Annotated in this window: 19 protein-coding genes, 1 tRNA gene and 1 other annotated feature; of the genes, 13 read left to right on the plus strand and 7 right to left on the minus strand. The window is 60.5% G+C overall.

What is annotated here, in order from left to right; genetic code table 11:
• Positions 1–8 precede the first annotated feature (8 nt).
• Positions 9–1,070, minus strand: coding sequence for a PQQ-dependent sugar dehydrogenase (locus tag ACB039_RS11635; RefSeq protein WP_371165727.1), 1,062 nt, complete (start codon positions 1,068–1,070; stop codon positions 9–11).
• Between the two features lie 250 nt (positions 1,071–1,320).
• Between ACB039_RS11635 and ACB039_RS11640 the strand changes: the two genes are divergently transcribed.
• A complete protein-coding gene (locus ACB039_RS11640) occupies positions 1,321–2,961 on the plus strand; it encodes a SulP family inorganic anion transporter (RefSeq protein ID WP_371165728.1) in 1,641 nt (546 codons plus the stop codon).
• Between the two features lie 262 nt (positions 2,962–3,223).
• On the opposite strand, the gene ppk2 is transcribed toward ACB039_RS11640, so the two are convergent.
• From ppk2 to ACB039_RS11655, 3 genes are read right to left on the minus strand one after another with little or no spacing between them, the layout of a single operon-like run.
• The gene (gene ppk2 / locus ACB039_RS11645) at positions 3,224–4,048 is read right to left on the minus strand and encodes a polyphosphate kinase 2 (protein ID WP_371165729.1); all 825 of its coding nucleotides are present in this window, start codon (positions 4,046–4,048) and stop codon (positions 3,224–3,226) included.
• A gap of 42 nt (positions 4,049–4,090) precedes the next feature.
• Entirely contained in the window at positions 4,091–4,453 is a 363-nt protein-coding gene (locus ACB039_RS11650) for a substrate-binding domain-containing protein (RefSeq protein ID WP_371165745.1), read from the minus strand.
• A gap of 12 nt (positions 4,454–4,465) precedes the next feature.
• On the minus strand, positions 4,466–4,633 hold the full coding sequence (locus ACB039_RS11655) for a LacI family DNA-binding transcriptional regulator (protein WP_082030029.1): 168 nt from the start codon (positions 4,631–4,633) through the stop codon (positions 4,466–4,468).
• A gap of 302 nt (positions 4,634–4,935) precedes the next feature.
• On the opposite strand from ACB039_RS11655, the gene ACB039_RS11660 reads away from it, so the two are divergent.
• From ACB039_RS11660 to ACB039_RS11690, 7 genes are all read left to right on the plus strand, one after another.
• Positions 4,936–6,012 (plus strand): cellulase family glycosylhydrolase, encoded by a 1,077-nt coding sequence (locus ACB039_RS11660; protein ID WP_139750731.1) that lies wholly within the window; start codon positions 4,936–4,938, stop codon positions 6,010–6,012.
• A gap of 66 nt (positions 6,013–6,078) precedes the next feature.
• Positions 6,079–7,362 (plus strand): extracellular solute-binding protein, encoded by a 1,284-nt coding sequence (locus ACB039_RS11665; protein ID WP_005328673.1) that lies wholly within the window; start codon positions 6,079–6,081, stop codon positions 7,360–7,362.
• 66 nt (positions 7,363–7,428) lie between these two features.
• Positions 7,429–8,319 carry a carbohydrate ABC transporter permease gene (locus ACB039_RS11670; protein WP_050504416.1) on the plus strand — a complete coding sequence of 297 codons (891 nt, stop codon included), beginning with the start codon at positions 7,429–7,431 and terminating at the stop codon, positions 8,317–8,319.
• 1 nt (position 8,320) lies between these two features.
• The gene (locus ACB039_RS11675; RefSeq protein WP_041206300.1) at positions 8,321–9,148 is read left to right on the plus strand and encodes a carbohydrate ABC transporter permease; all 828 of its coding nucleotides are present in this window, start codon (positions 8,321–8,323) and stop codon (positions 9,146–9,148) included.
• A 72-nt stretch (positions 9,149–9,220) separates the two neighbouring features.
• Positions 9,221–10,321: an ABC transporter ATP-binding protein gene (locus ACB039_RS11680; RefSeq protein ID WP_005328684.1), complete on the plus strand. Its 1,101-nt coding sequence runs from the start codon at positions 9,221–9,223 to the stop codon at positions 10,319–10,321.
• Between the two features lie 66 nt (positions 10,322–10,387).
• Entirely contained in the window at positions 10,388–11,395 is a 1,008-nt protein-coding gene (locus ACB039_RS11685; RefSeq protein ID WP_371165730.1) for a family 43 glycosylhydrolase, read from the plus strand.
• A 407-nt stretch (positions 11,396–11,802) separates the two neighbouring features.
• The gene (locus tag ACB039_RS11690; protein WP_197069661.1) at positions 11,803–13,086 is read left to right on the plus strand and encodes a carbohydrate porin; all 1,284 of its coding nucleotides are present in this window, start codon (positions 11,803–11,805) and stop codon (positions 13,084–13,086) included.
• A gap of 126 nt (positions 13,087–13,212) precedes the next feature.
• Here the strand turns inward: ACB039_RS11690 and ACB039_RS11695 are convergent.
• Positions 13,213–13,289: transfer RNA gene (locus tag ACB039_RS11695), tRNA-Arg, on the minus strand.
• Between the two features lie 50 nt (positions 13,290–13,339).
• Entirely contained in the window at positions 13,340–14,494 is a 1,155-nt protein-coding gene (locus ACB039_RS11700; protein ID WP_182310428.1) for a flagellar assembly protein FlgT, read from the minus strand.
• Between the two features lie 284 nt (positions 14,495–14,778).
• On the opposite strand from ACB039_RS11700, the gene ACB039_RS11705 reads away from it, so the two are divergent.
• The gene (locus tag ACB039_RS11705) at positions 14,779–15,399 is read left to right on the plus strand and encodes a FlgO family outer membrane protein (RefSeq protein ID WP_005332494.1); all 621 of its coding nucleotides are present in this window, start codon (positions 14,779–14,781) and stop codon (positions 15,397–15,399) included.
• Between the two features lie 20 nt (positions 15,400–15,419).
• Positions 15,420–15,845 (plus strand): LPP20 family lipoprotein, encoded by a 426-nt coding sequence (locus ACB039_RS11710; RefSeq protein ID WP_371165731.1) that lies wholly within the window; start codon positions 15,420–15,422, stop codon positions 15,843–15,845.
• 155 nt (positions 15,846–16,000) lie between these two features.
• Here ACB039_RS11710 and pheA read toward each other — a convergent pair whose 3' ends face one another.
• The gene (pheA, locus tag ACB039_RS11715; protein ID WP_139434192.1) at positions 16,001–17,173 is read right to left on the minus strand and encodes a prephenate dehydratase; all 1,173 of its coding nucleotides are present in this window, start codon (positions 17,171–17,173) and stop codon (positions 16,001–16,003) included.
• Positions 17,174–17,211: 38 nt separating this feature from the next.
• Positions 17,212–17,334, minus strand: a sequence feature (Phe leader region).
• A gap of 164 nt (positions 17,335–17,498) precedes the next feature.
• Here pheA and ACB039_RS11720 point away from each other — a divergent pair.
• From ACB039_RS11720 to ACB039_RS11730, 3 genes are all read left to right on the plus strand, one after another.
• Positions 17,499–18,098 carry an HAD family hydrolase gene (locus ACB039_RS11720; protein WP_371165732.1) on the plus strand — a complete coding sequence of 200 codons (600 nt, stop codon included), beginning with the start codon at positions 17,499–17,501 and terminating at the stop codon, positions 18,096–18,098.
• Between the two features lie 147 nt (positions 18,099–18,245).
• Positions 18,246–19,076 (plus strand): hypothetical protein, encoded by an 831-nt coding sequence (locus ACB039_RS11725; protein WP_042650346.1) that lies wholly within the window; start codon positions 18,246–18,248, stop codon positions 19,074–19,076.
• 95 nt (positions 19,077–19,171) lie between these two features.
• The gene (locus ACB039_RS11730) at positions 19,172–19,726 is read left to right on the plus strand and encodes a DUF3157 family protein (RefSeq protein WP_139751309.1); all 555 of its coding nucleotides are present in this window, start codon (positions 19,172–19,174) and stop codon (positions 19,724–19,726) included.
• Positions 19,727–19,855 lie beyond the last annotated feature (129 nt).

A 19,855-nucleotide genomic window follows, 5' to 3' on the forward strand; every position in this document is an offset into this window, starting at 1 on the left:
CTTGCATCTTATGGGGTCAGTTTGAGCAGGCGCCCCTGGCCTGAATCCGTCAACAGGTAGAGGGCACCGTCGGGGCCCTCCTTGACGGTGCGGATCCGCTCCCCGAGATCGGTCAGCAGCCGCTCTGCCGACACTATCTTGTCTCCGTCGAGGTGCAGGCGCAACAGGGCCTGACCGCGCAGGGCGCCGACCAGCAGATCCCCCCGCCACTCCTTGAACAGTTCCCCCTGATAAAAGGTCATGCCCGAGGGGGCGATGGAGGGCACCCAGATCCAGCGAGGCGGCGTCATGCCGGGCGCGCTCTGGCCCAGGCCAATCTTGCCGCCCCCATACTCCTCGCCGAAGGTCACTTTGGGCCAGCCGTAGTTGTGGCCGGGCAGGATGAGGTTGACCTCGTCCCCGCCCTGGGGGCCGTGTTCGTGGGCCCAGAACTGCTGGCTGCCCGGACGCAGGGCAGCGCCCTGCATGTTGCGATGGCCCAGGCTCCAGATCTCCGGCAGGGCACTCGCCGTCTTGACGAAGGGGTTGTCGGCGGGCACCCGGCCATCCTTGTGCAGGCGCACCGTCTTGCCGAGGTGGTTGTCGAGCGTCTGGGCCCGCTCCCGTTCGCTGTAACGATCGCCGAGGGTGATGAAGAGATAGCCGTCCTCCGTCAACGCCAGACGGGATCCGAAATGGGCGCCGCCGGCCACCTTGGGTTCTTGGCGAAACAGCAGTTGCCAGTCGATGAGGGCCTCCTTTTGCAGCCGGGCCCGGGCCACTGCGGTGCCGGCCCCGCCGTCCCCCGGCTCGCTGTAGCTGAGATAGAGCCAGCCATCGCCGTCCAGGGCGAGATCGAGCAGGCCTCCCTGGCCCGTGGCGGCGAGGGGCGGCAGGCCCGAGATGAGGTGACGTTTGCCCGCGGCGTCGATGTGCAGCAAGCGGCCAGGGCGCTCGCCAATCAGATAGCCGCCATCCGACAGCAAGACCAGCCCCCAGGGATGATTGAGACCCTCCACCAGGGGAGTCAGTGTCAGCGCCCGGACCTGGGCCACCAGGCAGACAAGCAGCAGTGCAAGCAGTCGCAACAAGGAGGATCTCCTCTTGGAAAAGGGGGCTGGCCGGCGGCGCAACGTCGCTGAAGTATAGGGGAGCGAGATGGCAAAACGTGAGAAACAACAAGCCTCTGCGTCGGGCTGGCGCATACACTTCTCTCTGTAACCGTGCCTGCATCCTGAGGGTGCAAGGGGCGGAGGATGTGGCACCGAACTGCCGAGCATGAACTCGTTTTAGAGTCATGCCCACCGGCGCCCGGCCAGACCCGTGATCATGGAGGACAAGATGTCATCACCCGCGTTGGCGCCAAGGCGCTCCCTGTCCGATCTGCTGGCCGGCGTCACCGCGGCGGCGGTCGTGTTGCCCAAGGCCATGGCCTACGCCAGCGTGGCCGGTCTGCCGGTGGCTATCGGTCTCTATACCGCGTTTGTGCCCATGGTGCTTTACGCCCTGTTGGGCTCCTCCCGAGTGCTCAGTGTCAGCTCCACCAGTACCCTGGCGATCCTGACTGCGACCCAGCTCGGACTGGTGGTGCCGGATGGGGATCCCGGTCGGCTGATCACGGTGACGGCCACCCTGACCCTGCTGGTGGGGGCCATGCTGATGCTGGCGGCGGTGCTGCGCCTCGGCTTCGTGGCGAACTTCATCTCCCTGCCGGTGCTGGTGGGGTTCAAGAGCGGCATCGGGCTGGTGATCATCCTCGATCAGCTGCCCAAGCTGTTCGGTGTGCACATCCAGAAGGAGAACTTCTTTCTGGATCTCTATCACCTGGGGCTGGCGCTGCCCCAGACCTCCTGGCTGACCCTGGGAGTCGCTCTCGTCACCCTGGTGGTGTTGGTGTTCATGGAGTGGCGCTTTCCCCATTCTCCCGCCCCCTTGCTGGGGGTGGGCATCGGCATCGCGCTGGTGTGGGGCTTTGGCCTGAACGAGGCAGGGGTCGCCATCGTCGGGAGCATTCCCACCGGCTTGCCCGGCCTGACGATGCCGGATCTGACCCTGGTGTTGCAACTGCTGCCTGGGGCGGCGGGCATCGCGCTGATGAGCTTCACCGAGACCATAGCCGCAGGTCGGGCCTTCGTGGGGAAGGAAGAGCCGGAGATTAATCCGAACCGCGAGCTGGTGGCCACCGGGCTGGCCAACCTGGGGGGAGCCTTCTGCGGCAGTATGCCGGCAGGGGGGGGGACCTCCCAGACCGCGGTGGTGCGCTCCGTCGGGGGCGTCAGCCAGTGGGCCTCTGCGGTCACCGCCGCCATGGCGCTGGCCACCATGATCTTCCTCGCCCCGCTGCTCTCCTGGCTGCCGAGCGCCACCCTGGCGGTGGTGGTCATCGTCTATTCGGTGGGGCTCATCCAGCCGGGGGAGTTTCGCAAGATAGGGCAGATTCGCATGATGGAGTTTCGCTGGGCCGCCATCGCCTGTCTGGGGGTGCTGCTGTTCGGCACCCTGGAGGGGATAGTGGTCGCCATCCTGGCCTCCTTGCTGGGGCTGGCCAGCCAGACGGCGCAGCCACCCGTCTATGTGATTGGCCGAAAACCCGGGGAGGATGTGCTGCGGCCGCTGGCCGCGCGTCATCCCGATGACGAGACGGTCCCCGGCCTGTTGATCCTGCGCCCGGAGGGGCGCCTCTTCTTCATCAATGTGCAGCATGTGGCCGCCCGGATCCGCGAGCTTATCGAGACTCACCAGCCCGAGGTGGTGGTGCTGGACATGAGCCGGGTGCAGGACGTGGAGTACTCGGCCCTGATGATGCTGATGGAGGGGGAGCAGCAGGCGCGCGCCAGGGGGGTCACCCTCTGGCTGGCCGGGCTCAATCCCGGGGTGCTCGAGAACGTGCGTCGCAGCGGGTTGGCCAGTCAGCTCGGGGAGAGCCGGATGCTGTTCAATGCCAGGGCGGCCATCCGCAAGTATCAGCAGGGCAGAGAGTGAGTGGGCAGGGGGGCGCCAGAAGTACCCCAATGCCAGGGCGGCCACCCGCAAGTATCAGCAGGGCAGAGAGTGAGTGGGCAGGGGGAGGGCCAGAGGTTCCCCAATGCCAGGGCGGCCATCCGCAAGTATCAACAGGGCAGAGAGTGAGTGGGCAGGGGGGCCAGAGGTTCCCCAAGGCCAAGGCGGCCATCCTCAGGTTAGTATCAGCAGGGCAGGGCGTGAGGGAGCAAGGGGTGAGCCAGAGGCTCCCCCTTGACGGTGATCAGAACAGTTCCGGGATCACCCGGAACGGGTGCTCCGAGGCCTTGACCTTGCCAATCTTGCGTTTGGGCAGCTTGACCGGTTCGGCCGGCAGTTCCTCGTAGGGAACGTGGGCCAGCAGATGGGAGATGATGTTGAGCCGCACCCGCTTCTTGTCCTCGGAGCGGGCCACGAACCAGGGAGCCCAGGCGGTGTCGGTGGCGGTGAACATGGCATCCCGCGCCCGGGTGTAGTCATCCCAGCGATCGAAGGACTTGATGTCCATGGGGGAGAGCTTCCAGATCTTGCGACCATCGTCGATGCGATCTCGCAGCCGCCGCTCCTGCTCCTGTGGGGTCACCTCCAGCCAATACTTCAGCAATATGATGCCCGAGTCGACCATGGCTTGTTCCACCATGGGAACCCCCGCCAGGAATTTGTCGCTCGCCTCCTGGCTGCAAAAGCCCATGACACGCTCCACCCCGGCCCTGTTGTACCAGCTGCGATCGAAAATGACGATCTCGCCCGCCGCCGGCAGGTGCGGGATGTAGCGCTGGAAATAGAGCTGGCTCTTCTCCCGTTCGGTGGGGGCCGGCAGCGCGATGACCCTGAACACCCGGGGACTGACCCGCTCGGTGATCGCCTTGATGGTCCCCCCCTTGCCAGCGCCGTCGCGCCCTTCGAACACTATGCAGACCTTGAGTCCCTTGTGCACCACCCACTGCTGCAGTTTCACCAGCTCCACATGCAGGCGACGCAGTTCCTTCTCGTATGCCTTGTTGCCAAGCGGCTTGGACTCTGCTACCGGAGCAGGCTGTTCAGTCGTAGATTTTTTTTTGCTGGCCATGATTCCCTTCTCTTGATGCGAGCCAATGAAGAATGGTCGTCGTCATCGACGGCCCACATCCAGAGTGTAATCGAGCGCAGGGCTGGGTACAGATGCGAAGTGCCGCGGTGGGACAGGGATCAAGTGAAAGTCGTGGGTGGCCTTATGGATCTCGTTCGGGGCGTCCAACAAACAGAGGGGCACCATCTCGTTGGCCAGCATCTGGTTATCGTGTCCCGCAACCAAGATATCTTCCGGAATGCGTAACCCTGCCTCCGCAATGGCCTGATAGCCGCCCTGGGTCATGTAGTCACTGCAGCAGAAGACCGCGTCTGGTGTGTTGGGGAGTGCCAGCAGCTGCCGGGTCTGCTCATAGGCCTCGCGCAGCGGCCAGTTAGCGACGCGTACCCATTGTGGAGCCGGGATCCGGTCATTTGATCAGGGCTTGGCGATATCCCTCCAGCCGTAGGTTGTTGGCCTCCCTCCAGGGTTTCCCCTGAATGAGAGCTTCACCGCGCTCGAACCGTTGAGCACCAGAGATACAGTAGATTGGGAGACGCCGGCTGCGGCGGCGATGGCACTCATGGTGATGCGTTGCTTGTTCATCGATATGACCAGCCCCTGTTGCCAAGCTAATATTATTAGTTTTTTTCTCGTCAATCATACCCCACCAGATTGGGGGAACCAGCCATGTTATCGTCATCAGCGCGGATCAATACGATCGATAAACACCCAATCCAGGCTGTCAACGCGCTTAAAAACGGTATGTTAACCAGATGTTGCAATGAGCCTTGGTCTGGCTCATTTTGTGACTGACCACCAAATTCCATCTAACACCCTTTGCTATTAATATGATTAGCAAATAAAAATTAGCTCATAAATATTAAAAATTAGCAAAAGGGGGGGCGATGGCGGTACAACAGTGGTCCACAGAACAAGCCTGGCAGTGGTGGAGCAAGCAGCCCTGGCTGAGAGGGTTCAACTACTTGCCCAGAACCGCCGTCAACTGGACGGAGATGTGGCAACGGGAGACCTTCGATCTCCCGACCATCAGGCAGGAGTTGGCATGGGCCAGAGAGGTGGGCTACAACACCTTGCGCACCAACCTGCCCTTCATCGTCTGGCAGGTGGACAGAGATGGCCTGATCGCCCGCATCGACGACTTCCTGGCGGTGGCGGCCGCAGAGGGGATCTGCGTCATGCTGACCCCCATGGATGATTGCGGCTTCTCCGGCGATCACCCCTATCTGGGCCCGCAAAAAGAGCCTGTCGAAAACCTGCACAACAGTCAGGCAGCGGCGAGCCCTGGACGCAACGTCGTCATGGATGTCACCCAATGGTGTGAACTGGAGCGTTACATCAAGGATGTCGTCGGCATGTTCGCCCAGGATGAACGTATCCTGGTGTGGGATCTCTACAACGAGCCGACCAATCGCGGCATTTTCCGTGGCCCCAACCAGCATGAAGAGTTCGATCCTGCCATGGAGCTCTACAGCCATCATCTGATGGAGCTGGCCTTCAGCTGGGCGCGCGAGGCCAATCCCTGCCAGCCGCTGACGGTCTGTGCCTGGCATGCTGCCAACCACTTTAGCCCGGACGATCCCATCTTCACCCATCCCACCGACCTCCGGGCAATGGCGCTGTCGGATGTGATCAGCTTCCATGCCTATCAGTCACTCGAACTGCTGGAAAAAAGTCTGGAAATCGTCGCGACCTACGATCGCCCCCTGCTCTGCACCGAGTGGCTCGCTCGCCATGCCAAGTCGTTCATGCATGAGCAACTGCCCATCTTCAAGGAGCGCAAGATCGCCTGTTACCAATGGGGACTGGTCAAGGGGAGAACCCAGACGCATCTGCCCTGGCCCAATATCCAGCGAGCCGTTCCGGAGTTCGCGGACACCTGGTTCCACGACCTGCTCGAGGCGGATGGCTCCCCCTATGACGAGCGTGAGGTCGCCCTGATCCAGTCCCTGACCACCGAATAAGAAAGACTCCTCCGAGGCGATGCCAACCCATCGGCATCGCCTCACCCTACACATAGAGGTCATATCATGAAGAAGATAAAGCTGCTGGCATTGCTGGTCGCGGGGGCAACGCTTTCTCCCATTACCCTGGCACAGACCACACTGCAATACTGGACCCTGCTCAACGGCGGCGATGGCGCGCGCATGAAGCAACTGGTTGACGGTTTCAATGCCAGCCAGGGTGACTACAAAATAGAGACTACCACCCTGAACTGGGGTGAACCCTTCTATACCAAACTCAAGACCGCCTCTGCCATGGGCAGCGGTCCGGACATGGCGACCATCCATCTCTCCAAGATCTCCGGCCTGACCCAGACCCAGGGCCTTGAGCCCATCAATCCCGAGGTTCTGAAGCAGGCTGGCTACGATAGCAACCAGCTTTTCCCGCTGCTCTGGAAGCAATCGAACGTCGATGACAAGACCTATGCTCTGCCCATCGATACCCATGCCATGGTGCTCTATTACAACAAGCGCATCGCGGCCAAGGCCGGTTTGCTGGATGAGCAGGGCAGACTCAAGCCCATCGCCTCGCTGGCGCAGTTTGATGCGGCGCTCAAAAGCGTGAAAGAGCAAGGGGCGATGGGTCTGAGCATGGAGACTTCGCCCATGTCCTACATGCCTTACCGTCTTTGGCTCTCCATGATCAGCCAGCAGGGCGGCAAGACCATAGAGAACAACGAGTTTGTCTATGGCGAGGCGGGTAAGCAGGCGATGGCGGCGATGGCCAGGTGGTACGCCGACGGCTACGCCACCAAGGGGCTGGATTACGCTTCCTCCACCACGGAGTTCATGACCGGCCGCTCGGCCTTCATGCTCAATGGCGTCTGGGAGCTCCCCTCTGTTACTGACGGCATGAAGAGCGGCAAGCTTGGATTCGAAGTGGGCATCGCATCTCTCCCCTCCTTCTTCAACGGTAGCAGGGCCGCCTGGGCCGACTCCCACGCATTGGCCATTCCGCGCAATAAAGACAAACCCATCTCCGACGAAAAAGTGCTGGGGATTGCCAAATTTGCCAACTATATCAACCAGAACGCCCTCACCTGGGCCGAAGGGGGCCACATTCCGGCCTACGAGCCGACGGTCGCCACCCAGGCGTTCAAGGAGATGCCACTGCTCGCCGACTATGTCAGCGAGACGGCCAGCAACATCGTCTATGACCCGGATGGCTGGTACAGCGGGGCGGCTGGTCCCCTGCAGGCCACCGCCTCCAAGTACTTCCCGGCGGCGCTGACCGGTCAGTTGCCCATCGAGAAGGCGCTGCAGATGTTCGAGCGCGATGCGGGCAAGTTCATGAGTCGTCCGGCACGTTAATGACCCTGGGGCAGAGGGTCAACCCTCTGCCTCCCGGTTTCCTTCATTCCAGGCCCGAGTTCAGATATGGATAATAAAGACACTGCCAGAACCACCGCCGGTCGCTTTGGTGCCCTGATGACGCCTTGGCTCATGTTGGCGCCCTTCTTGCTCGCCTTTTTGCTCTTCTTTGTCATTCCTGCATTGCAAACGTTGCAGTTGAGTTTCACCGACAGCGGGCTGACCGAGACTCACGGCTACGTTGGTTTTGCCAACTATGTGGAGCTGCTGCAGGACCCCAGCTTCTGGGATTCTTTGCTGCAGACCGCCTACTTTGCCCTGTTGACCGTGATCCCGCTGACTGCCCTGGGGTTGGTCATGGCGATGCTGATCTGCCGTCTCACCCGCTTCGCCGGTCTGGTCCAGGCTATCTTTTTCATCCCCAACATCTTGCCCATCGCAGTCATGGCCATGATCGGTGGCTGGATGCTGCACCCGACCTTCGGCGTGGTGAACCTGGTCGCCGGCACCGAGATCGCCTGGTTCAACGATCCGGACTTTGCCATGCCCATGGTTGCCATCGCCACCATCTGGTGGACCGTTGGCTTCAACGTGCTGCTGTTCATGGCGGCCCTCAAGAACATACCGCAGGACCTCTACGAAGCGGCCAGGCTCGATGGCGCCTCGGAGTGGGGGATCTTTCGCTACATCACATGGCGCCAACTGCGCCCTGTCACCGTGATGGTCTTCGGCCTGCAACTGGTCGCATCCCTCAAAATCTTCGGTCAGACCTATCTGTTGACCGGAGGGGGCCCCTTCGACAGCACCAAAGTGGTTCTGCACTACATGTACGAGACCGGGTTCGTCAACCAGAACGCCGGCTATGCCTCGGCCATCGCCGTGGTCTTCGTGCTGATAGTGCTGCTCATTCTGGTGCTGCAATCCCTGGCTAATCGCTTCATCAATCGTCGAGGCTAAGATGAATAGCAAACTGACATTTACCGCCTTGCTCGCCATCACGTTGACTGTGCTGCTCTGCCTGCTGTGGGGCGCCCCTCTGCTGTGGGCGATCAGCACGGCGCTGCGCCCGGAGGCTCAGACAGTCGCCGGTCTGCAGTGGCTGCCCGATCCCGTCATCTTCGATGCCTTCATCAAGGTGCTGACCATGGGGGATCTGCCCGTCTTCTTCATGAACAGCGTGGTCACCTCGCTGGCGGTTACCCTGGTGACGCTGCTGATCACTGTGCTGGCGGCCTACAGCTTCTCTCAACTGCGTTTCAAGGGGGCGAACCTGCTGTTCTGGTGCTGCATGTTTGGCATCATCTTCCCCTTCGAAGCCTTGGTGATCCCGCTCTTTCGCCAGGTCTACCACATGGGGCTGGCCGACTCTCTGGGGGGGATCATATTGCCTCAGGTGGTGTCACCCATGGTGCTCTTCGTTCTCAAGCGCTTCTTCGATCAGATCCCCAAGGATTTTCGCGAGGCGGCCATCCTCGATGGCGCCCGGGAGTGGCAGGTATTGCTCCGCGTCTATCTGCCTCTCTCCCGGAACATCATTTATGCCATGGCGATCATCACCTTCATGGGGGCCTGGAACAATTTCCTCTGGCCATTCCTGGTGGTCAGCTCCACCGAGAACATGACCATTCCCATCGGTCTGACTCAGCTTAACGACACCTATGGGGTGAGGTATGCCCAGAACATGGCCTCTGCCCTGATCGGTGGCCTGCCGGTCGCCATCCTCTATGTCATGTTCCAGAAGCGTGTCGCGTCGGGCTTCCTCGCCGCCACCGGCCTCAAGGGTTAACGATTCACGGGCCTGCCAAGGCGGGCCCCCTGTTTTTACGGCCGCGATGAGGCCGTCGTGAGAGAGCACCATATGTCCAGCGTATCGCTTAAGCACATCAAGAAGACCTACCCCAATGGCAATGCCGTCATTCACGGCGTGGATCTGGAAATCGAACAGGGGGAGTTCGTCGTCTTCGTCGGCCCCTCCGGCTGCGGCAAGTCGACGCTGCTGCGCATGATTGCCGGGCTGGAGGATATTTCCGCAGGCGATCTCCACATCGGCAACCTGCGGGCCAATGAGCTCGACGCTGCCAAACGGGGGGTGGCCATGGTATTCCAGTCCTATGCACTCTACCCCCACCTGACGGTGGCCGAGAACATGGGCTTCTCCCTGCTGTTCAACAACACACCGAAGGCCGAGATAGAGACCAAGGTAAACCGGGTGGCGGAGACCCTGCAACTGGCCCACCTGCTGGAGCGCAAACCGGCCGAGCTCTCCGGAGGCCAGCGCCAGCGGGTTGCCATCGGACGAGCCATCGTGCGTGAACCCGAGGTGTTCCTGTTTGATGAGCCGCTCTCCAACCTTGATGCCGCCCTGCGTGGGCAGATGCGTACCGAGCTGGCGCGCCTGCATCAGAAGCTGGGGACCACCATGATCTATGTGACCCACGATCAGGTGGAAGCGATGACGCTGGGGGACCGGATAGTGGTCTTCAACAAGGGCCACATCGAGCAGGTGGGCTCTCCCCTGGATCTCTATCAGCGCCCCGCCACCGAGTTTGTGGCTACCTTCCTCGGCATGCCGAAGATGAACATGTTGACCTGCAAGCTGAAGGGAAAAGATGGCGATCTCTGGCAGCTAACGCCGGGTAAAGGGATCGAGGTGACGGCGTCTGAGTCATGGTTTGACTGCACAGGCCAGAGCAACATCAAGATAGGGATCCGCCCCGAGCATCTGTTGGTGGGGGTTGAAGGCGCCCCGGAGGCCCATCTGCATGGCCGGGTCTCTCTGGTCGAAAACCTCGGTGATGCGGCGATCTTGCACATCAAGTGCGAGGGCATAGAGCGGCTGCTGCTGGCCAAGGTCAACACGGATCGACGGGTGCCTTCATGCGACGAGGCGGTCTCCCTCACCGTCGCTCTCGAATATATCCATCTCTTCGGTGAGCAGGGGCAGAGCCTGCGCCGCTGAGCTGAGCTGAGCTGAGCTGAGCTGAGCTGAGGGGCGGCGGATCCTGTCCCTCGTGGAGCACCAGTCATGTACCGAATCCTTCTTTCTCTGTTCATTCTATTGGGAACCATCATGCCAGCGCAGGCCAGTTCGACTTTTACCAATCCGATCTTGGGTGATGGCGCCGATCCCTGGGTTGTGCGTCATGATGACGGCTTTTACTACTACACCCAGACCACCGGCAGCGACATCACGCTATGGCGTACCAAAGACATCACCGACCTTGAGAATGCCGAGCGCAAGGTGGTGTGGATGCCGGCTCAGGGCGCTGTCAACGGCACCCATCTCTGGGCCCCCGAGCTACACCTGCTGGACGGTCGCTGGTACATCTATTTCGCCGCATCGGATGGCGACATGGCTCGGCAGCGCATGTATGTGTTGCAGTCAAAAGGGGTGGATCCTTTTGGCGAGTACGCCTTCCCTGCGGGTACCCAGGAGGGCAAGATGGCTGATGCCAGTGACAAATGGGCCATCGACGGCACCGTCCTCGATTACCGGGGGGAACGTTATTTCATCTGGTCAGGCTGGGAGGGGGAGGTTAACGATCAGCAGCGCCTCTATATCGCCAGAATGGCCTCGCCCTGGCAGCTGGCTGGGCCGCGCGTTGAGATCTCCAGACCTGAACTGGCGTGGGAGCGTATCGGCACGCCCCAGGTCAACGAGGCTCCCCAGGCGCTGTTAAGCCCAGGGGGGCGACTCTTCCTCACCTATTCCGCCAGCGGCAGCTGGACGGACGATTACTGTCTCGGTCTGCTGGCGCTGGAGGGGGAGGATCCTATGAATCCGGCACACTGGCGCAAGCGGCCTCAGCCCGTCTTTAGAAAGGACGAGGCGCTGGGAGTCTATGGCCCTGGGCATAACGGCTTCTTTATCGACGATGGAGGCCGACCCTGGCTGATTCATCATGCCGCCAAATTCAAAGGGGCAGGCTGGAACAGGGAGATTCATCTGCAACCCCTTGACTGGGATGCGCGTGGGCTGCCCTCTTTCGGACTCCCTGTCGGTACCAGCCGACAACAGATGGCACCGCGCTGAGGGCTACGACCCAGGTGTTGAGGTGACTGAATATAAACATGCAGCCCTCTGACTAGAAATAAAGGCGTCGTATTGTCAATATTGCTTTCTTCGGAGTCATCAGACTCCGCTTTTAATTATTTAATTCTTAATGAGAGCTGAATTTAATAGAAAGCTGAACCAGGCCTAAATACGTAAATAGAAAACAGGCATTGGTGCTTGCAAAAATTTGTTTAAAACAAGAGCTGTAAACGATTACATTAATGTGATCGCTATCACCAGATTATTATTTTTTTAGCATTACCATATTCCTGCCACCCATGGTGGATGATTAAAACATACATATGACCATGCCATAAAAAACCACCTCTTTTTATGCAGGTCGAGCATGCACGTCAATTTAATATAATAACTATCGAGGATGTATTTTGAAAAACTCAATTCGCTACATTGTCGCCGCGTCTTTGTCTATCGCAGCCACCAATGCCATTGCTACTGAGGGATTTGATTTTTGGGGTTATTTCCGTGCCGGTGTGGGGACCGGGGCCGATGGCTCAGCTTCAAATAGCATCGGTGGTTCAGATTTCCAGAAGAACAAGATTGGACGTCTCGGGAACGAGTTTGATAATTATGCCGAGATTGGCTTGGGGAAGGAGCTGAATAACGACGGCGACAAATCTGTTTATATCCAGACCATGTTCAATATGTGGGATGGTGATGCCGATAGTGTCAGTAATGACTCCCCATTCGGCTGGGAAAACATGAACCTGCAATTGCGGAACTTCATGGGGATGGGGGAGACCTCCTGGGCGGGTATTCGTCAATATAATAAAGGCTATTATATTGATATGAACGATTACTTTTACTGGAACCAGACCAATGTGGGTGCCGGTATAGAGCGCATGAACCTCGGTGCAGGTAAATTCTCAGTAGCGGTATTACATCGTGATTTTGAAAATGAGATCGGCACGGATACCCAGCATAGCAAGCATCAGATCAATGCCAATAATCTGGAATTGACCTATGACTCCCTGCCTCTGTGGGAAGGCGGTAGCCTGGCACTCGGATACAAGTTTTTGAATGCCGATCCGTCGGCTGATCAGGTGGATGAGCCAGGTAGCGGTGAGCATGATTACAGCGATGGTCATGCCTTCATGGTGGAATTGAACCAGGCCGTGGCTGGCACAGGGTTTAACAAGACGGTGCTGCAATATTATGTGGATGGTTCAGCGGCACAAGGGGTGCTCATGGGGGCGGCAGATACCCTCAATGGCAACGTCAAGAGTGGTAGCGGTTACGCGATCCGCAACTACGGCAGCATTCCGTTGGGTGACCGTTGGGATCTGAGCCATGCCATCAACTATGCAGCGGCCGACAGCATTGAGACCTGGGACAACGATCAGCTCGATGCCACCATGTTTGGTGCCTCAGCCAAATTGGCGTATCACTGGTCTGAAATCACTCGCACCTACGCAGAGGTGGGTTATTTCGCCGATGAGAAGACCGAGAATGGTGCGGATTATGATCGCAGTGGTTCCAAGTACACCGTCGCCCAGGCCTGGTCTCTGGGTCGCAACCAGCCGGAACTGCGTCTCTACGCGAGCTATTTCGACAGCGACAACGACAACTGGAGTGACAGCAGCCATGCTTTTGAAGGCGATGACAGTGATGACACCTGGGTGGTTGGAGTGCAGGCCAACGTCTGGTGGTAATGACGTAGCCTCACCTGAAGGCTAGATATGGCGCTTGCCTGGGGCATATCGACAGTGGCCAGGCAAGATAAAAGGCAATCAAAAACAAGGGGCTGGCATCAGATGATGCCAGCCCCTTGTTTTATATGGCGTTCCCGACTGGAGTCGAACCAGTGGCCTGTCCCTTAGGAGGGGACCGCTCTATCCTGCTGAGCTACGGGAACCTTGTGGCGGGCATTATACAAGAAGCATTGTGCTTTTAAACCCTTGATTCCTATTCCAATACGGCTAGATCGCCAATTTGGACATTAAACGGCGAATATTTGTTCTGGCTGCTGATGATGGCACCATCCTCGAACACCTGCACTACCTCGAACAGGCCGTCGGCGGGGTTGCGCATCACCCTGGACTTGCCGTAGGGATCGATGAAGTCGGCGCTGTGCTGGACGCGGAACTGATCCCCAAGCTTGACGCCGTTGCGACGGCCCAGGCTGATGTGGGGGCCGCGTTCGTGCTGGGCCACTATGCGAGCGGTGACGGGGGCGCAGGCGAGCTCGGCGACGATGTCCTGGGCCGCCTCCTTCAACTGGTAGCTCACCTCCTGGCCGTAGCTGGACTGCCAGAACCGGCCATTGTGGCTGCCCACCTGCTCTCGCTTGGAGAAGGTCCAGTTGGCCCGCCCCTGATACTCCTTGCGCCCGAGCAGGCTGCCGTTGATGCCGTCAAACAGGTAGAGCTGCATGCGGAAGTTGCGGATCGGGTCTTCATACCAGCTGGTCAGCTGGTTGCCCTGGGGTTCGAGGGAGAGATCGTCGATGCTGCCGAGCACCAGATACTGGCTGTCGGTGCGCAGGCTCAGGGCCTTAATCTCCTCGAGTGCGCTGCGATCCCCCTGCTGCAGGTGGAGGGGATCGATGCGCAGGTTCTCGTCCAGCCACTGACGTGCGACCACTCCCTGAGGCGCTGCCGCCAGGGTCTCGAACAGGCGGCGGGAGAGATCCGCCGGCATATCGTCGAGGGCGCCGGTGCTCGCCTGATCCGGGTAGCGCATGCGCAGGCGCACCAGCGTCAAATCCTTGGCGTAGTGTTGGGTCTGGCAGATCTGCCGCTCGGCCTGGATGTCGGCCACTAGCGTGATGTACATGCGGCCGTTGCGCACCTCCTCGCGCTTGAGGCGGTACTGGCGGATGTCGCCGCCGGAGCGGATCTGGATCTGCTCCGAACGCAGGCTGCCGTTCTCCAGGCGCTGGATGCTGGAGACGGAGGCGCCGCTGGCCAGCAGGGCCTGACGCAGCGCATCCCGGGTCGCCTGCTCGCGGGCATAGATCTCGTCACCCCCCAGGATGGCGGCACTGCCTTGCGCCTCTATGAGCTCGGCGCGGGCCGACAGACTGGCCAGCAACAGGGTTGACAGCAGCACAACTTTCATAACGTACACCTTGAATAGACGAACCCCTCTTGCGCCCAAGGGGCGGATGAGCGGCTTCATGGACACTGGCCTGGTTTGCACCGGGTGCGCAAATAAAAGCAAGATCCATGCCTTGTTCCGGTGAAAGAGTGCGCGGCCCGCCGGATTTCCCGGCCCCAGCCTCTGTATTGGCGCCGCCCAAGGCTCTCTGGCGGATCATCGGATGATCCTTGGCGCATTCCCGTCTCAAGTGTTGGCCGCTGCGACCGATAACAAGTCAGGTGTAGATACAGGAACAGGTATCCATGAACAGAATTATCACGGCGCTGGCGGTTGCGCTGGCGCTGGCCGGCTGCGGGTCGGCCGACCCCATCAACCGGGAGCAAGGGGATCCCCGCCAGGCGGCGAAGGGGATGGAGCTCAACTGGCTGGTGGCCCGCATGACGGATCAGCTGATGGAGCGCAAGTCGCTCACCACCCTGAGCGAGCCCATCGCGGTCGCCTCCTTCGTCGATCTCGACACCCTGAAAGACACCAACTGGATGGGGTTGCAGATCGAGGAGAGCTTCATCTACGAGCTGAACCGGCGTGGTGAGGTAGTGGTGGACTTCAAGACCACGGGCAGCATTCAAGTGACCCCCAGTGGCGACTTCGTGATGAGCCGCAACTACAAGGATCTCTCCGCCCGGCTGCCCATCTCCCGGATCCTGACCGGCACCTTCAGCCGCAATTCGCAGGGGATCCTGGTCAATGCCCGGATCATCGATCTGCGTACCAAGATGGTGGAGACCACGGCCCAGAGCCTGATCCCGCAACAATATCTGTCCGGCGCCAGCAACTCGTTTGGCCGGGCATCGGTCAACCGGGGTTACCTGATGCGGGGCGGCCAGAGCGCGTCCGGCCATCTGGTCAACCTGACCCCCTGATTTCTGAGGAGTAGACAGCCATGAGAATCGTGCTTGGCCTGATGATGGCCCTCTTGCTGACGGCGTGCAGCGGGAACAGGGTCGTAAACTACGACCAGGGGGATAAGCCAGATGACTTCCCCGTTCTCAAGGCGGTGGGCTACGCGGTGATCGACATCCAGCCCGGCCCCTCCCAGTCGGAGAAGATGCTGCAGGCGATCCGGGCGTCCAAGATGGATGCCTACCGGGAGCTGGCGGAGCAGCTCAACGGCCAGCAGGTGCGTGGCCAGAGCAGCTACAAGGACCTGACCCAGACCTCCAACTCGCTGGATGTGTCGGTGGCCGGCATGGTGCGCGGTGCCCGTGTGGTGGCGACCTATCCCCGTGGCAACACCTATGCCACCGAGCTGGAGCTCGATACCCGCAACCTCTACCACCTGAACCAGCTGATGGCGGGTCAGTTCTAGCGCCAGGAGCGAGACTCCATCCTCTGTCACCCGAGCCTGTCGGCGGGGTACCAACTAGGCGAGCAATGAGCTCGCCTTTTTGTTGTCCTGGGGCGGGGCAGGGGGCAGAAAAGAGAGAGGCGAGCCTGATGCTCGCCTCTTGCCGTTCGGAGGGCTTAGCTGCCCATCAGCACTGGCGGTACCGCGGTCGGCTTGACGTCTTCGCTCGGGTAGCAGCCCAGCACCTTGACGTAGCGGGTGATCTTGGTCAGCTCCAGCAGGGCGGCCTGCATCTCAGGGGTCTGCAGGTTGGCGGAGACATCCAGATAGAACATCTCTTCCCAGGGGTTGCCCTGCACCGGACGGGATTCCAGCTTGGTCATGTTGATCTCGTGGCTGCGCAGCACCAGCAGCGCCTCCACCAGGGAGCCCGGCTTCTGGGAGGTGGACATGATCAGAGTGGTCTTGGCCGGGATCTGGGGCGCCACGTCGATGGGTTTGCGCGCCACCACGATGAAGCGGCTGTAGTTCTCCTTCTGGTTCGCGAGCTGCTCGGCCAGCACGTCCAGCCCATAGAGTTCGCCGCCGGCGGCGCTGCCGATGGCCGCCGCATCCGGGCTCCCCAGCTCCTTGACCTTCATCATGGCGCTGGAAGAGGAGTCGCAGATCTCGTGGCGTGCCCCTTCCAGCTTGCTGAGGTAATGGGAGCACTGCTGGAACACCTGAGGGTGGGCATAGAAGGTCTTGATGCGGGACAGCTCGGTGGGCACGGCGGTGAGGATGCAGTGCTCGATGGGGTAGGTCAGCTCACCCACGATGGAGAGGGTGGTGTGCTGCATCACGTCGTACACCTCGTTGATGGAGCCCGAGCTGGTGTTCTCGATGGGCAGCACCCCGAAGGCGGCGCGACCCGATTCTACCGTGTCCAGCACCTCGCGGAAGTTCTGGCAGTTCACCTCTATCACCTGATCCTTGTAGCGCGCCAGGTACTTGCGGGCGGCCAGGCTGGAGTAAGAGCCGCGCGGGCCCAGGTAGGCAACGCTGGTCATGGGCTCCTGCTGCTGGGGGTTGAGCAGGCTCTGCAGATAGGCCTGCTGGGAGAGCACGGAGTCTTCGATGATGGTGTGGTAGATGCGGGTGATGTACTGGGCGTCCAGCCCGAGCGCGCGCCCTTTCTGGATCAGGGCAACCAGCAGATCCTGTTCCCGCTGGGTGTCGCGGATGGGGCGGGGATTGGCCTGCTTGGCGCGGGCAACCTCGATGCTGAGGGTCTTGCGTTTGGCCAGCAGGGCGAGCAGCTCCTGATCCAACTGGGTGATGTCTTGTCTGATCTCGTCGAGCGTAGCCATGGTGGTTCCCTATCCAAATCTTCTGTGGTGGTTGCTGCAAAAAAAAGCCTCCGCTGGGGGAGGCTCGATTCGTCTTTGCGTTCTGTTCATGCGACGACAGGGCCTTCCCTCATGAGGGCCGGATAAACGAGAACGCAAAGAGGAATGGTGTGTACATGATGTTGTCCTGAATGTAACGTCATAACCATTAAGGGATTTGGCACGCCGATGCAAGTAAAACTTGCCCCTGTGCATTGAACGGGGCAGGGTAGGTAGTCGGGATTCACGGTCGAATGAGTGCCACACAGATCCCGTTGTTTCTGGTCAATGAGAGGGAGGCGAGAGGATGGCGATTATCTTCGATCTGGGACGGGTGGTGGTGAGCTGGGATCCGGTCGGCATAGTGCGCTCGGTGCGAGGACCGGATGGTGCCAAGGCCCTGGCGGAGCAGCTGTTCAACCACCCCGACTGGCTGGAGGTGGACAGGGGCACCCTCTCCCTGCACGCCATGGCGAGTCAGGCCGAGGCGCGCACCGGCTTGTCCATGGCCGAGAACCTCGCCATCCTGCAGGCGGTGCCCGCCTCCTTGCTGCCGGACCCCGCCATGGTGACGCTTATCGAGGCGCTGCACAGTGCCGGTCACCGGCTCTACGCCCTCTCCAACATGGGCCATGCCAGCATCGACTGGCTGGAACAGCATCAGGAGTTCTGGCGCTTCTTCAGCGGCAAGGTGGTGTCGGCCCGGGTGCGGATGATCAAGCCCGAGCCCGACATCTACCGTTATCTGCTGGTGTCGTTCGACCTCAAGGCTGGGGAGTGCCTCTTTATCGATGACAGCCCGGCCAACGTGGCGGCGGCCCAGGCGCTCGGCCTGCAGGGCATGGTGTTCACCGATGCTGCTGCGTGCCGCCGGCAGCTGGTCGAGCAAGGATGGTTGCCCGCCTGAAAGGGACGGGCCCTGCGTTGTGCCCGAAGAAAAGGGATCTGATGTGCATTCAGAGCGAATAAAGTACTGCTTTGTCCCTGCCGTTTAAGTGTCTATTCAGCTTGCACGCCGCAAAATAACATCCTATTCACCATCCGGAGCGTTGTTATGGATGCCAATGTAGTCGCGCTGAATCGGGGATATGATCAGAACTTTCAGGCCAGGGAACAGAGGCTCATCAGCACCCTGGCAGGATATGGCGAACTGCTTGTCTCCTTCTCCGGCCGGTTGGAGTCCTGCTACAGCATGGATCTGTGCCGGGCCAGCGGGGTCCGCTTTCGGGCCATCACCCTGGACAACCCGACCCTCAGCCGCAAGGCGGTGGCCCGGGCGAAGCGCTACTGCCAGCACTACGGCATAGCGCATCAGGTGATCAAGACCGACGAGATGATCTTCAGCGTGCATCTCGGTCACCTCGCCGAGGTGATGGATCCGGTACGCTACCTCTGCCAGCAGCTCGAGCACGGCGATGGCCCCCCGCTTCTGATGTCGGCCTCGGTGGAGGAGATGCAGGAGTATCTGCGGCGTTTCGACAGCGTGCCGGCCAATACGCTGTGGCTCTTTGCCGAGCAGGGCATGACCAACCGTGACTTTCGCTATGGCTTCCACAAGCGCCAGTTGGCCCTGTGGGGGGCGGGTGGAGAGGCTTGCCTGAGTCAGCGCTTCTCCGATATTGAGTCACTGGACCGGCGCCACCTGCGCATGGTCGACATGGCCGAGCAGATGTTGTTCGACATGGGACTGGATGGAGCCCAGGTCTTCTTCCATACCCTGGCGGACAGGGTCACTACCCTGGCCAGGATCAGGGTGCCCCAGCGCATGCGGGCCCTGGTCTTCGACATGCAGCCGAACATTCAGAAGGCGCTCCAGAGCGCCCAGTTCGATCTGGTGACCCTGGATCTGGTCTCGGGCGAAGATCCTCAACTGCTGGTCATCTGATCCCGGGCCCGGCCCGTAACGTGAGTCGGGTCATAGGCAAGGGCAGCCCGACTCTTTATACTGCTCCCTCTGCATCCCTATCGAGTCATGTGCCCATGAAACCCTTGTCCAGACTGCTGCTTGCCCTCTGCCTCTCCCCCCTGCTGGCCCAGGCCGCGCCCCTGACCCAGGTCACCCTGGCCGATGGCCGTCAGGTGCAGCTCAACGACGACTTCACCTGGGAATACCTGCTGGTCAAGCCCGCCGAGACGGTGGCCGGCAAGACGGTGACGGCGAGCGTGGCGGCGCCGGTGCTGACCGAGCAGGCCCTGGCCAATCCCGACCTGCTTGCCCAGGCGACCCGGGACGGGATCACGGTGACCCTGAACCAGGTGGAGGGTGAGGATCCGCTGCGTCTGCAGTTCGTGGTGAGCAACACCGGCAGCCGCAACGTGGTGCGGGTCAACGGCAGCCTGACCCTGTTCAGCGCCGAGGGGGTGCAGCTCTCGACCCAGCCGGTGCGTTTCTGGGTCGGGGAGAATCGCCTGCCGGAATCCTATCTGCGCAAGGGCGAGCAGCGTCCGTCCCGGGCCATCGAACTGGCCCGTCCGGCCAATCTGACCGGCAAGCCGCTGGTGCGGGTCCAGATCGACGAAGTGGAATTCCGCTAGGAACGCGACGGGGGACGGGCAGGTCCGTCCCCCGTGGAGTGTTGCTCCGGTAACCATCAGCAACATCTGCTTACATCTGCCATGGTTTGGCAACAGCTTGCCGCTCGGCGACTCCCCCTTTGCCCGTCA

Source organism: Aeromonas sp. S2(2024) (assembly GCF_041402505.1).
Taxonomy (GTDB): domain Bacteria; phylum Pseudomonadota; class Gammaproteobacteria; order Enterobacterales; family Aeromonadaceae; genus Aeromonas; species Aeromonas media.

Coding starts and splice junctions, on each gene's coding strand:
- ACB039_RS11705 (WP_005332494.1), top strand. CDS start 14,779: ATGAACAGAATTATCACGGCGCTGGCGGTTGCGCTGGCGCTGGCCGGC.
- ACB039_RS11670 (WP_050504416.1), top strand. CDS start 7,429: ATGGATAATAAAGACACTGCCAGAACCACCGCCGGTCGCTTTGGTGCC.
- ACB039_RS11675 (WP_041206300.1), top strand. CDS start 8,321: ATGAATAGCAAACTGACATTTACCGCCTTGCTCGCCATCACGTTGACT.
- ppk2 (WP_371165729.1), bottom strand. CDS start 4,048: ATGGCCAGCAAAAAAAAATCTACGACTGAACAGCCTGCTCCGGTAGCA.
- ACB039_RS11685 (WP_371165730.1), top strand. CDS start 10,388: ATGTACCGAATCCTTCTTTCTCTGTTCATTCTATTGGGAACCATCATG.
- ACB039_RS11710 (WP_371165731.1), top strand. CDS start 15,420: ATGAGAATCGTGCTTGGCCTGATGATGGCCCTCTTGCTGACGGCGTGC.
- ACB039_RS11665 (WP_005328673.1), top strand. CDS start 6,079: ATGAAGAAGATAAAGCTGCTGGCATTGCTGGTCGCGGGGGCAACGCTT.
- ACB039_RS11655 (WP_082030029.1), bottom strand. CDS start 4,633: ATGAACAAGCAACGCATCACCATGAGTGCCATCGCCGCCGCAGCCGGC.
- ACB039_RS11730 (WP_139751309.1), top strand. CDS start 19,172: ATGAAACCCTTGTCCAGACTGCTGCTTGCCCTCTGCCTCTCCCCCCTG.
- ACB039_RS11725 (WP_042650346.1), top strand. CDS start 18,246: ATGGATGCCAATGTAGTCGCGCTGAATCGGGGATATGATCAGAACTTT.
- ACB039_RS11700 (WP_182310428.1), bottom strand. CDS start 14,494: ATGAAAGTTGTGCTGCTGTCAACCCTGTTGCTGGCCAGTCTGTCGGCC.
- ACB039_RS11720 (WP_371165732.1), top strand. CDS start 17,499: ATGGCGATTATCTTCGATCTGGGACGGGTGGTGGTGAGCTGGGATCCG.
- ACB039_RS11640 (WP_371165728.1), top strand. CDS start 1,321: ATGTCATCACCCGCGTTGGCGCCAAGGCGCTCCCTGTCCGATCTGCTG.
- ACB039_RS11660 (WP_139750731.1), top strand. CDS start 4,936: ATGGCGGTACAACAGTGGTCCACAGAACAAGCCTGGCAGTGGTGGAGC.
- ACB039_RS11680 (WP_005328684.1), top strand. CDS start 9,221: ATGTCCAGCGTATCGCTTAAGCACATCAAGAAGACCTACCCCAATGGC.
- pheA (WP_139434192.1), bottom strand. CDS start 17,173: ATGGCTACGCTCGACGAGATCAGACAAGACATCACCCAGTTGGATCAG.